The sequence below is a fragment of the Exiguobacterium profundum genome (assembly GCF_001909285.1).
GTDB lineage: Bacteria > Bacillota > Bacilli > Exiguobacteriales > Exiguobacteriaceae > Exiguobacterium > Exiguobacterium profundum.
In genome coordinates this window covers 1,057,097-1,070,053 of record NZ_MRSV01000001.1, presented here as the reverse complement: position 1 = coordinate 1,070,053, position 12,957 = coordinate 1,057,097, and the positions used below count along the sequence as shown (strand labels likewise).

Below are 12,957 nucleotides of genomic sequence, written 5' to 3'. Positions count from 1 at the left end.
TTGAAACCATTCCCTCCTCCACGCTCGTTATACTGAAAAATGGATTCAAAAATAAGGGAAATGTCCGCTTTACTAGAAAGGAAGTGGGGGCATGCAACCACTCAAACATACAACGTATATGCCTGGTCTCGACGGCTTGCGCACGTTCGCCGTCTTGGCTGTGATTTTATATCATTTAAATGTACCTTACATACCCGGGGGATTCCTCGGTGTCGATGTCTTCTTCGTCCTGTCCGGTTACTTGATTACCGGGATCTTGATTCGCGAATGGACGAAGACCGGCACAATCGATTTGAAAAAGTTCTACCTCGCGCGTTTCCGTCGTTTGTTGCCGGCACTCGTCTTGATGCTGTCGGTCGTGATGACGTATGTGACTCTGTTTGACCGCTCCTTGCTCGATACGGTGCGCCAAGATTCACTGGCGGCACTCGCCTATGTGAACAACTGGTGGTATATCTTTCACGAAGTCTCCTACTTCGAGAGTTTCGGAAAGCCATCACCGCTCCAAAATCTATGGTCTCTCTCAATCGAAGAACAGTTTTATGCGTTCTGGCCGTTGCTCCTACTCGTCGGTCTCGCGTTCCGAAAGCGATTGCTTCAACTGCTCGCCGCGCTTCTATTCGTCTCCGCCGCCTGGATGGCGTTCCGATATGTCCCGGAAGCCGATCCGAGCCGCGTCTACTACGGGACCGACACGCGATTGTTCGGTCTGCTTATGGGAGCCGTCCTCGCCTTCGGTTGGCGTCCGGACACGTTTAAAGAAACGATCCCGAATATTGGACGCCACATTTTGAACTGGACCGGCGCCGTTTCGCTCATCGTCATCGTCGGGATCATCAGTAACGTCAACGCCTACGATACATTCCTCTATTACGGAGGTTTCTTGCTCGTCTCTTTCCTATCCGCCCTATTGATTGCCGCTGTCGCCCATCCGGCGACCATTTGGTCACGACTGTTTGGAAGCGTTTGGCTTCGCGTGATCGGTACACGGACGTATGGGATTTACTTGTGGCACTACCCGGTCATCATTCTATCGACACCGCTCGATCGACTCGGGACGTTCTCGCCACTTCTTTCCGTCGGGCAAGTGGCGTTGACGCTCTTGATCGCCGAGTTGTCGTATCGCTTCGTCGAGACACCGATTCGTCGAAACGGATTCAAACAAGCGTTCCGTCAGCTCGTCTCAACACCGACGCACCCAAACGCACGCTTTGCCGCCACGGCATGTGCGACCGCGCTCTCACTCGTTCTCGTTGGGAATTTGACCATCCTGGCGTTCTCTGAGTCGAAGCCGGTCGAAGATGAAATTCCTGTCGTGAAAGTACCGATGCCAAAAGATGAGACAAAGGACGTTCCGAACGAACCGGAATCCAAGGAGACAGAGGAAGTCCCGTCTGAAGATCAACCGACAGAAGAAAACAAAGCACCAACTGAAAAACCAGAAGAACGAACATGTCCACCGGCTCTCGCGATTGGCGACTCGGTCATGCTCGGATTGAACGAATATTTGGCAGATGCTTTCCCGAACATGAAAATCGACGCCCAAATCGGACGTCAAGTTCGCGATGCGATTCCAGTTGCCTCTCAGTACCAATCGTATAATGCTCCAGGTCACGTCGTGTTCCTCCATCTCGGAACGAACGGCGCCTTCAAAATGGAGCAACTCGAGACGTTGCTCAAGCAGTTCGAACGAGCAGATGAAATCTATTTGATCAACACACGTGTCCCGCGTCCATGGGAGAGTGAGGTCAATAAAAAACTCGCCCGGGCCAGTGAGCTTCATGAGAACGTGTCCCTCATCGATTGGCATGAACGCTCAATCGGAAAGGAAGCGTACTTCGAAAGTGACGGGGTCCATTTAAATATTAAGGGCGCCGAAGCGTTTGGCCACGTACTGAACGAAGAAATCGGCTGTCAACCAAACTAGGCTCTTGCGAGTGCAAGAGCCTAGTTTTTAATTGACTCAAATACATAATCCCTCATTTCAGAACTCTTATGAAAGAGGTAAAATAATACTAAAAAATGGAAAGAGTGATTACTATGAATAAATGCACAGCATGCGGAGCGACTCTGAAGCGAGGGCAATCCCACTGTTCACAATGTGGCACGAAAATCGAAACGTCATCGACCCGACTTCCCCTTTGGAAGTGGACCGTCCCGCTCGCCCTTGTGGCCGTGATTGGATTAGGGGTATGGTTATGGTCGGAATGGAACGAACCACTCGCCTCAAAAGAGACGACGACAGCAAAAGATATACAACAATCGTTCTCTGCTTCGACGGAGGAAGAAGAATCAGAAAAAGCTTCTGAAGTCGAAGAGGACGCCGCTCTCCCGGATACCGAAGCAGAAACGGGTGTGTTCTATGAATCAGTTTCCTATGACGAAATCGATCGGTTTATGTATTCTTTTATAGACGCTTTCACCAGTGCGACTTATTCAACGGATACATCCGAAGTCGAAACATTCCTTGCTGAGGGATCAACGTTCCAGTCACAGACATTAGATTACTTGAACAACACGCTCTTCGTCAAAGGCATCAAAGAAGACCACATATACACAGAAGTCATCTCTATTCAAGTGAACGGTGAAGATCGTGACTCGATTGAAGATGATGAAACCGCGACCGTCACCACGAATGAAGAGTACCGTATCATCAAAGAAGACGACTCTAGTGTGAGAGCGACATTCGAAACGACGTATGCAGTCCGGTATGAGGATGGCGACATGAAGATTGTGCAAAACCTTGGTTCCAATGAATTATCACGGGAAGAAGAATATTGAAAACAAGCACGGACAGGAGGCTGTCCGTGCTTGTTTCGCTTAGTTGATATTCAATTTTTTCATTCCCCAACCAAGGAGCGCCCCCATCGTGATCAAGACGAGCGCAATGAACGTTCCTGCGATACTCATTCCGTCCGTGGCAACGCCTAAAATCCGAACCCCGTTCAACTCAACGAACATGCCGTTATTCAAGAACCACTGCCAGACGATGAATGCAAGGAGTGCCGGAGCCACAAACCAGATTCCTGCCTGCCATGAGTGAACATGCCCCTTAGCGAACATAGCATAAATCACGACATTCAAGACTAATAATATCAGCAACCAGGAGAAGACACCGTCCTTGTACAACGCTTCAGAACGCGTTTCATCATTTGCGAGATCCGCCTCATACATTTCGGTCAACGTCCCAAAAATCATCGGTGAGACGGTGATCATATCGACAGGCTTGCCAATTGAATTGGCCGGTCCTTCGGTATCGGAGAATGATTGCCACAAGACATCCTCTACCCCACCAAATCCTTCGCTTACTGTTTCAATTGAATTCTCAATTTTTTTTTTTGCGGTCTCCCCAAACAACGACATGCCAATTTCATAAGAACCTAATGGAGATTGAAGTGAGAGTGCTTGCTCTCCTCCATGTCCGATAGTCTGCCAATTCATACTCGCCGCTTGTCCAGTCAAATACAGCATTTCTTCGCTGTCGACAAACTCGAGGCGTTCTCCCTCATCGATTTTACTGAGTTGAAGACCAAAGTAACCAATACCGACGAACGTCGATACGAGTGTGACGGTCAATAACGCACGAACGCCTTGTTGCGCAATCTTCCACTCTCCCTGGAACGGCATCGTAATCAAATAAGCCAACCCGAGAGCAAAGAGGACCATCAACGTTGTCGCCGCAATGGTTTTGATCCATGCGACTTCAAAGAGTGGTGGATGAAAAGCGAAGGCGTAAATCAATCCATACCCGACGAGAACCGTCACCATGAATCCCGCCATACGACTGAACACATCGCTCAACGTCGATGTCTGTCGAATCAAGACATACACAACGGCAATCATCAAGAATATTCCACCATACATCATAAAGTAGTTTCCAAATTGAGCATCCACAGCCCCTTCGATTCGCAAGAAATCTCCAATCCCTGCACCGAGACTCGCGATAAACTGATTCACCTGTTCTGTCGTGACGGACCAGTACACTTTCGCACCGATGAGAAAAGCGAGGAACATCGTTGCATTAAACGACGAAATGTTAATTTCGAGTTCATCGGCAAGTGACGGAATGGCCTCCGCCGGTAGCATCGCGACTAGACTTCCTGCAATCAACAGGAGAACAAATAAAAATCCAAGACCGAGCACTGATCCGCGTATCACGTCTGTCTGATTGATACGTAATGACCGGAGCGATTCAGTTGAAAAGGACAACTTCATTGCGCCGTCTCGTTTTCCGGCCACTCGTCTCAATTGTGACATCACTTGTGTCCCGGTCGCGGCGACCGTACGAAGTGACTCTTCCATCCGATTGACACTTGTCGACGGTTCGAGTGCCGTTTGGCCGCAAGCATGACAATATAATTCATGCGCTGCCCTAGCATTGCCACAACTCGTACAAAATTGACCGGTCGATACGTCAAAACGATACGACGTATCTGTCCCTTCTAGTTGGACACCGTCCCGTTCACAATATTGATTGTGGTCCTCATTTGCATGACCACATTGGTGACAATACCTCATGCAGTCACCTCCATCTTCCCTCCACAGCATGCACAATACGAGGCATCAAGCGGTTGTGGGGAACCACAAGAATTGCATGCTTGTTTCGGACGGACGTCCGGTTGCGGGACCGGTGTACCACATGAACCACAGAATTTTGCATCCTTATCGAGCGATGCGTCACACGATGTACAGCGATGTGGTTTAAGCGCTTCTTGCATATCTCGGATGCGCCGGCTCGCCTCATAGATGAGGACATCCTGTTCCATGATCTTCGTCACTTCTTCCGAACGTCCTTGCTGCATCAATTGACGATACTGCTGTTGTCCGAGTTCAAGAAGCAATTGCCCCCGAGCCTTTTTTGTTTTTTCCATTCGAGCCTGTAAGTCCTTGATACTCTCCGCTGTATCTAATAGCGCAGACTGTTGTTGCCACATTGTCATGTTCATCTCTCCTATTCTAAATATGTCGCTTCTACGATATGATACGTTCCATCATCATATGGTTCGGCGATGACATAGCGAAACCTTGATTTCACTAAACGTTGAGGCGCGTCTTCTTCGCCATCCGTCATAAATTGACTGTTAATACCAATGACCGCTTCCGTCTCAATCGCCATCTTTTTATTCCATGTCGTAAGTTTCGTTTTTTGGTTTATCACTTCTACCCCATCGAACGAGCCATACCATTCCTGGTTTTCTGATTGCATGATGTCATAAGTTTTTTTTTTTTTGGCCAAGTAAGCCTCATCCGTGACAACCGTCAATGCACTCAAGTCCTCGTAATACATGAAGTTCACCCATTCTTCGGCGTGACGCGTGATGATGTCCTCTGTGAACCCAATTGTGTCAGCATCCACTTGCGGGTCAAACTTGACCGGCTTACTACCCGGCTTAGCGAGAACCTGTTTGGATTCTACCGTCCCCCATGGCATGTCAATATAAGTACTCAACGTTACGCCTTGTTTCGGAACGGGTCCGTATGTCTTCCATTCTCCAATCGTTTTGCCTGAGTCTTCCCCATTCACAATCAACGGAGCGTCTTCGTAGGTTTGATCTAGCTCGACACTCAATCCTTTGAATGCGACCATGAACGGTTCATCTGAATTGGACGACTCCAGACTATTGAACGTTTTGACCGCTTGATCTTGTCCATATTGACCATCGTATTTCACAGCGACTTCGACCATACCAGGAAACGCATCCCGAATGACGACTTGATCTCCTTCAGAAGCCAGTTTTTCTTTCCCATATGGGTCAGGCAAAGACACTGTGATGGCATCAAAGTTACTCGACACATACATCGTCTGAGGAATCAACTCAAGACCATATCGCTTGAATACACCGTACGATTTGCCGATCTCCCGTAAACGAAGCGGAAGTCCCTCATTCGATGCTCCGATGGAACGACTAGCACGGTCTAAATAGTCCACTGTCGATTCCATCAATTCCGCTTGGCTCAATCCTGTCAATAAGGCCGTTGCCTGTCCCTCTGTCACGTCTGCTTCTTTGAGTCGCAATAACGGGGCGAGTGCCTTGGCATCCTCACTCGTGATAGCTTTGCGAATCTGTTCGATTTGTTTTTCAGGGGTATACATGAATCGATAAAATCCAAAATATGTCGCACCTGCAATCAATAATAAAGATAATGCCGTAATCAATAAGCCTTTTCCGACTCGTTTTTTGGAAGATGGAATCTTCGTTTCAACGGGTGGTGTCGGTTTCACTTCTTCCATTGAAGCCGTTGTTTCCACCTTCGTGCCGCAATTTGGGCAGAACTGTTGCGTGGTACTCAGTTCTTTTGAACAATTTGGACAGTTCATAATTCACCTCTCTATAGCATAATACGAGTTATCTTACCATATTTTATATAAGTATACCGTTATTTATTTACAATAAAAATAAAAGAAAAAGAGTAGAATTATCTACTCTTTCCTCGTCCATGTTCGATTAAATACGTAACGTCCCAACAACTTCACATACGCCAACATTTCACGAATCATATATCGCCCTTTCGCAAGCGGTGGGGTCGGTGCATACAAAGCATCACTCTCGAGCTGAAAGTACAGTCTCGCAATCAGACGAGCGCGCGGCACATGAAAATCATTCGTCACGATCGTCACACCGGACGCCCCGTCCCAAATTGAGCGGCTATGCTCAAAGTTCTCAATTGTCGACGTCGATGTCGCTTCCACATGAATCCGTGTTGCATCGATTCCTTGCGCCATCAGTTCTCGTTCAATGACACGCGCCTCCGCCATCCCTTCATCTGGTCCCTGTCCACCTGTTGCGATCAGTTCGACATGAGGATGTGCCTTCGCATAGGCGGCCGCTACATCAATTCGATGTTGGAGCGCGCGAGACGGTCGAGTCCCATTCACTTTCGCCCCAAGGATGATGACGAACCGGTATGTACCAGTCGCGTTCTTTCTCATATTGTCACCTCATATTCGTCCATTCTCTTTTAACCATACTTAATCAAGAGAAAGATTGCACGAATCCATTCTTTTTACAAATTATAGTCAGTGTTTTGGGATATATATGAAATAAAATTACCAAATAACCATAAAATGTTTTAATATAAAGGAGATAAGACTTTTTGAGGGAGGACTGGTGACCCATGACAGATTCAGATAAATGGTTATCCACCCGCTTCTTGTATACACGTGATGCACAATTGTTTGCAGAAATCGAAGTCGTCGAGCTCGACCCATCTCACTATAAGTTTGTGATTCATCCGACACCGCTTGGCGCCGGGGAATCTCCTTATATGCGACAAGGTCCCCTCGACTCAGACCATCTCCCCTCTGCATTTTCTGATGTGAGCCGTGTTTATACGAGACAGCTGGATTGCCTACGTGCAGCGACACGTCTCGTCTCTTCGATTGGACCCGCTCGCTTCACAACACATTGACTAAAAGAACGGAGTCGCATCATGCGACTCCGTTCTTTGTTATCGTTTCGATAATTTGACGATAAATGGAATCGGTTGATCGATTCCTTCATATTTCGCTCGTAAGACAACGATATGCTCTTGGTCATCTCGTTGGATGGTAACATTGGATCCTTGAACCGTCACGAGATCCGGGTGTGAACTCTCCCAATTCGTGATGCTCTTCGCCCCGATTCCAAGTAAACCTCCATACTGCGTTGGCAGAGTGGCTGTTTGCGCATTACCCGTCAATGCGCTCACAACTGGATTCAAAAGGGTTCCAAGCGAATCGAGCAACCCACCGAGTAACCCCGTATCGACATCTTGTGTGGACATATTGATGATTTGATTTGTACTAGCATTGCTGACGGTCAAGGTAAATGGCGTGACCACATCATTTTCTCGAACGTCCCCCGTACTCGTCATCAGCGCCGGGTTACTTGAGGTCCATGTGAGCGGAGTACCATTCAAGCTCGTTGGTAACGACAAATCAAATACCGGATACAGCGTCCCGAATGACGACTTAACTTTCGTCACATCGTCTGCTAATACCAACTGAACATTCGCTGCAACCGACCCACTAAACGTCTTCGTCCGAGTCAATCCGTTCTTTGTGACCGAAGCCGTCAGGATGAACGATTTCGCATCGGTCGGATCTTGTTGAATCACCCCGGTGTTCGAGATGACACCCGGTTGATTCGAGGACCAACTGACATTGATTCCGTTTGATGCGGACGGAAGTGAGATGTTGGTCGACAGGTTAATGAGACTACCAAGGTTGATGGCATTTAAAGCCGCGTCGAGCTCGGCTGTCAACAACGCATCATCTTTTGGTACGAGCAAGTTCGAGAAGGTACGTGATTTCGTCACACCGTCCTTCGTCGCATTGACCGTAATCGACACCGTTTGATCCGTCGTGCCACGTGTGACAACCCCACTGTTCGAGACGACCGCTGGATTCGATGAGGACAGCGTCGTTGTACCACCAGTGAATGGCGGTAGGACAATGTTCGATGTGAGTGGACTTGTAATCGACAGTGCTGCCAAGTAGTCATCTACTACCCCTTCAGCCCCGCCTTCTTTCTTCGGTACAAGTAAACCGAGGAAAATTTTCGTTTTCGTGACCCCATCTTTTGTCACTGTGACGACGAGCGAAACGGATTGGTCCGTCGTACCTCGTGTGACAATCCCACTGTTTGTAATAACCGCTGGATTCGAAGACGTCAAGGTCACAGTCGCCCCAGCAAGAGGTGGGAGTGTGATATTTGAAGTCACTGGGCTTGAGATGACCAGTCGATTCAAGTAATCATCAATGATACTGTCCGCCGATGAATCTTTTTTCAGTACGAGGATATTCGGGAAGGACTTCGTACGCGTCACCGCTCCCTTCGTTGCCCGTACGGTCAAATTGACATACACGTCTTGATTTCCTCTCGTAACGACACCAGAAGTGGAGACGACTGATGGATTGCTCGATTCAATCGAGAAGACGACACCCGGATAGGACGGCAATTCGATATTCTTCGTGAGCGGGTTATCGATTTGAATGCTGTTGAGCCAGAGGTCGAGCTCTTCTTCGTCCGTCTGGGAGCGCTTCGGAATCAAAATGTTATTGTAGGTGATTGATTCCGTGATGTCCCCACGTTTCGCTTGAATCGTGAACGTTACAAGTTCATCATTCGTTCCGCGCGTCACTTTACCAGCACTCGACAAAGCCGACTTGTTTGAATCAATCGAGAATGTCACACCGTCAATTTGCGGGAAGACGATGTCATTCAACAATGGATTCGTCACTTGGATATTCAATAATAGACCTTTTAATAGATTGCGAATATCCGATTCCGAATCACCCGGAACCTGTCCGCCTTTTAATGAAACGACCACCGGTGATGTCCGCTTGACGCCCGACTGGACATACATATTATAGGATGCAGGTTTGAGCGGTAGAGATGCCACTTTGTAAGATCCATCTTGTTCAGGATAAATCAACTTTTTATACTGTACTTTGGTTTCTCTGTTTTCAGCAATCAAGTAGTGACGTACGCCTCGAGCCGGATAATGAATTTTACCTACGGCCTGAATCTGTTCATTGTTAATAAAAAAAGAAAAAACGGGTTGGGTCAATTGAACATCTCGCACCACAAGCTTCGCTTTTCCACTGAAGTATAAGTTTAATCCACGAGCTTTATAGCTGACCATTCTAGTTCCTAGCTTACTTGTGTACGCCGGGCCCCACTCCAATGGATAAGTGGAACGTTGACCATTTGCAAAATAAGCAGTTAATTTGGTCGGCAAATTCACCTTTTGACCTTTTCCGACCGCACGAATGATTGGCGTTGAAACCTTGATCGGATAGTTCTTCACTCTCACATACCAGGTCGCTTTCTTGTTCGTGCCCTGAACGCTTCCAACGATTCGTTGAGTTCGATTCAAGTACTCTTTTTGAAAACTAACTTTCGACCATTTCACTGAACGATAAGCGTACCGCCCGTTAGATAATTTGACTTTCACACTTTTTGTTTTAGTAAATTTCTTAACCGCATACGTAACTCCTCCATAGTGTGTATACGATTTTGGTGAGTAGACATGGGTCACAGATGAACTTGCCTCAACCTTCGACCCTGGTACAACGGTAAATCAAAAAAGTAAGAAAAAAAACAAAAAAAGAGCAACGACTTTTTTCATTTATGCATCCTCCTTTACTAAAAACAAGGCGACAGGTATACATGATGTGCGTGCCTCTAAGGTGTTAATCATTTTTACCCCGAAAACGAAATAAATATGTAAATTTTGTAATATAAATAATACAAAATTTACATAATAAATACTTATTTTGACTATTATGGCTGTAGAATACTTTTGGTGATATTTATCATATAAACAATGAAGAAGTTCGCTATATTCAAAAAGAGAACTTCTGATTCGAAGTTCTCTTTCCATAAGTCGCTATTCCATTTCATTAGATAATCGCTGAAGTTCCATACGTAGCTTCTCGATTTCCAACGACTGTTCCTCATTCATCATAAGCAGTTGGTCGAGCTGTCGTTTGGTCGTCACTAATTCATCGCGTGTCTCTTCAAGTCGTTGTTCCCGATCTGTCAATTTCCATGAACAGATTCGGTTCGAACGACGAGCATGAAGTTGATCATAACGAATATGAGGGTAACGCTCGACCAAATCGATTTCTCGAGCACCTTCTTCTATCACCTGTTCAAGCACCTCGAGTAGGCGTTGTTGCGATTGTTCGTCTCGAAAATGTTGATCGACGAGTGTAGCCGAGAAGCTCGCAAGGTCCCGTCGCTTCGTCTCATCCATCAACTCGAGAATCGCCTCACCGATTTGTCCTGGTGAATACCCTTCATACTTATTCCCGATGCCTCCGAAGTTCGTACTCGCGATATCTTGCCACGTCGAAGGAGTGACCAAGCCTTGATAGCTTTTGCTCCCGACAGCGATGGTCGGTTTACCGAGTGCCATCCCTTCCAGCGCAGACCGTCCGGGACCGATGATGAAATCGGCACGCCGCATCGCTTCAGGGAGTTGGCTTTGTTCTAGCCACCCAAGCCATTCGATGTTCTGACCTGTCCCTGCCAGTGCAGCTTCATAACGCTCGGCGTATTTATCTCGCTGTGTTCCGTCACCGATAATCAACCAGTCAATCGGTAAAGACCGCACCCTCTCGTCTTCTAGTGCATCTAAGAAGACATCTAGTATAAACAGTTTGTCCGCATCCAGGCGAGACGTGAATAAGCCCACGATACGTTCTGATGACGATGTTTCCTCCGACGGAACAAAAGTCGAATCGACCCCATTCGGGATGACAGTAAGTTTTGATTCGATTTCCGGACAGTGCTCAGTCAGGTGTGTAGCAATCCGTTCCGATACCGCAATCACTCGCGAAACGCTCGGATGATACTGCTCAATCTCATCATAATACATCCCGTGGATGACGAGGATGAACGGGATTGCGTTCGCCTCCGCCACCGCGAGACCAAATTGACGCGCGTCGAACGGATGCGCATACACGACATCGAACGGCTGTGATCGGATTTGATCGATGACACATTGCACGTCCTCACTCGAATAGTCCGTCTCGACGACTTGCCCGCCGATTTTCCTTACTTCATCGGCAAAGGGACCAGGTTTACAGACAACGGTCACCTCATGCCCCTCTCGTAGAAACACTTTCAAAGAAGATAAGATATGGAGGTGTAATCCTCCCAATAAGGAGTGAAAAAACACCGGTAGTAATATGTTCATAATGAGCACCTACCTTTTCTCCGTAATCGATTGATTAGGGTTACAAGCCTTCTTGATACATCGAACCAAGACCACGGATGCGATCGTTGTGAACGAACAGCACCGCATCTACCTCATTTTCTTTTGCATAATCCGCAATGCTGACATCATAGTCGTCGAAGTAACGGACATCAAGCGCTGACACCGTTCCGAATGACTCTCCAAGATAGCCAAGCATCGGGTTCGCATACGAATCTTTTAAGACGAGCAAGTGATAATCATTTTTTTTTTTGTTTTGTGTGATTTTCGATTGGGCATAGTTATCACCCATGAACAAGTTGTAGTAGTTCGTGAATTTCGTCGAGTTCTTCAAGACATCCGTATCTAGGACCGAATGACCACAGTCGTCGCCATTTCGACAGACTGTCGTAGTAAATCCGTCTTTCGGTTCAAGGTAAGTAAATTGATCAGGTGACTCGACGTAAGGCATCGAAATTTCACGGGCATGAGATCCATAAAACGGACCGTCTACCGATTTGATTTCCATATCCTCCATCGATAAGGCAGGAGCATCAGGGAACTGCTCGCTTAAGCGTTCCATGATTTGTTCATAAGCCATGAATGCCCCTTCCGGACGCCAGTGGTGATCCGTCTTAAAGTAAATATCTTTTCCTGGCTGATCGCCGAGCGTTTCTTCTAAGTCGATGAGCGGAATCTCATTCTCTTCAAGACGAGCATGAAGCTGTCCGCGGTTTTCTGCATCTGCCGACTCGATGTAATCTGGGAAGATTCCTTGTCTTGTCGCATAGACCGGTTTACTTGGGGCCGATGCGAAATAAGATGGAATGTCAGCTTCGCTCATCTCTTTTTGTAATTCTTTAAAGAAGACCCCAAGTGACGAATAGTCGCTCGCCACAGGATCTGGTGCATACAAGAACTCATCGATACTGATGACACCGTTGTTCATCTGTTGTTGCAGAACGTTACGTTGCACCCAAGCTTGTGTCTCAATCCACATGTAACGCTCAAACACCTGATCGTTTGCTGATGCCTCGAACTCTTCCATATACGTTCCATCCAGAATCGTCTCGACAGATGGATCCGGGCGCTGTGCTAGCATCCGTCCCTCACTATCCGAACGTGCTTGTTCGGTGCCAAAGGCGTAAACGGCGAGTCCATAAAAGATGGTGCCAAGGAAGCCGATCAATAGGATACTGTTGACCACCCAAGAAAGGCGCCGCCTTTTCGAACGGACTTGTTCGCTTTTGGTTTGTTGTTCCATTGTCAGCC

The 12,957-nt window shown here is 47.2% G+C and carries 10 protein-coding genes and 1 pseudogene; 3 read left to right on the top strand and 8 right to left on the bottom strand.

Annotated features, from left to right (window positions below):
* Positions 1–91 precede the first annotated feature (91 nt).
* The gene (locus BBB58_RS05595; protein ID WP_074036053.1) at positions 92–1,927 is read left to right on the top strand and encodes an acyltransferase family protein; all 1,836 of its coding nucleotides are present in this window, start codon (positions 92–94) and stop codon (positions 1,925–1,927) included.
* Positions 1,928–2,040: 113 nt separating this feature from the next.
* Complete coding sequence (locus tag BBB58_RS05590; protein ID WP_074036052.1) at positions 2,041–2,781, top strand: zinc ribbon domain-containing protein; 741 nt, start codon at positions 2,041–2,043, stop codon at positions 2,779–2,781.
* A 39-nt stretch (positions 2,782–2,820) separates the two neighbouring features.
* Here the strand turns inward: BBB58_RS05590 and BBB58_RS05585 are convergent, their stop codons facing one another.
* The 5 genes and pseudogenes from BBB58_RS05585 to BBB58_RS05570 all read right to left on the bottom strand — a co-directional run bounded on the left by BBB58_RS05585 (position 2,821) and on the right by BBB58_RS05570 (position 6,931).
* Positions 2,821–4,518 (bottom strand): zinc ribbon domain-containing protein, encoded by a 1,698-nt coding sequence (locus BBB58_RS05585; protein WP_074036050.1) that lies wholly within the window; start codon positions 4,516–4,518, stop codon positions 2,821–2,823.
* A complete protein-coding gene (locus BBB58_RS05580; RefSeq protein ID WP_074036048.1) occupies positions 4,515–4,940 on the bottom strand; it encodes a zinc ribbon domain-containing protein in 426 nt (141 codons plus the stop codon). Before BBB58_RS05580 ends, BBB58_RS05585 begins: the two co-directional genes overlap by 4 nt.
* A gap of 11 nt (positions 4,941–4,951) precedes the next feature.
* Positions 4,952–6,232, bottom strand: a complete 1,281-nt coding sequence (locus BBB58_RS05575; protein WP_084543044.1) for a TcaA 3rd/4th domain-containing protein — start codon at positions 6,230–6,232, stop codon at positions 4,952–4,954.
* Between the two features lie 21 nt (positions 6,233–6,253).
* Positions 6,254–6,319, bottom strand: a pseudogene (locus BBB58_RS15635) (zinc-ribbon domain-containing protein); the annotation flags it as partial.
* A gap of 102 nt (positions 6,320–6,421) precedes the next feature.
* Positions 6,422–6,931 (bottom strand): YdcF family protein, encoded by a 510-nt coding sequence (locus BBB58_RS05570; RefSeq protein WP_074036046.1) that lies wholly within the window; start codon positions 6,929–6,931, stop codon positions 6,422–6,424.
* A gap of 185 nt (positions 6,932–7,116) precedes the next feature.
* On the opposite strand from BBB58_RS05570, the gene BBB58_RS05565 reads away from it, so the two are divergent.
* Positions 7,117–7,410, top strand: coding sequence for a hypothetical protein (locus BBB58_RS05565; protein WP_074036045.1), 294 nt, complete (start codon positions 7,117–7,119; stop codon positions 7,408–7,410).
* Between the two features lie 39 nt (positions 7,411–7,449).
* Here the strand turns inward: BBB58_RS05565 and BBB58_RS05560 are convergent, their stop codons facing one another.
* The 3 genes from BBB58_RS05560 to BBB58_RS05550 all read right to left on the bottom strand — a co-directional run bounded on the left by BBB58_RS05560 (position 7,450) and on the right by BBB58_RS05550 (position 12,949).
* Positions 7,450–9,861, bottom strand: a complete 2,412-nt coding sequence (locus BBB58_RS05560; RefSeq protein WP_143180227.1) for an immunoglobulin-like domain-containing protein — start codon at positions 9,859–9,861, stop codon at positions 7,450–7,452.
* 513 nt (positions 9,862–10,374) lie between these two features.
* Entirely contained in the window at positions 10,375–11,688 is a 1,314-nt protein-coding gene (locus tag BBB58_RS05555; RefSeq protein WP_074036042.1) for a glycosyltransferase family 4 protein, read from the bottom strand.
* 40 nt (positions 11,689–11,728) lie between these two features.
* The gene (locus BBB58_RS05550; protein WP_074036041.1) at positions 11,729–12,949 is read right to left on the bottom strand and encodes a DHHW family protein; all 1,221 of its coding nucleotides are present in this window, start codon (positions 12,947–12,949) and stop codon (positions 11,729–11,731) included.
* Between the last annotated feature and the right edge of the window lie 8 nt (positions 12,950–12,957).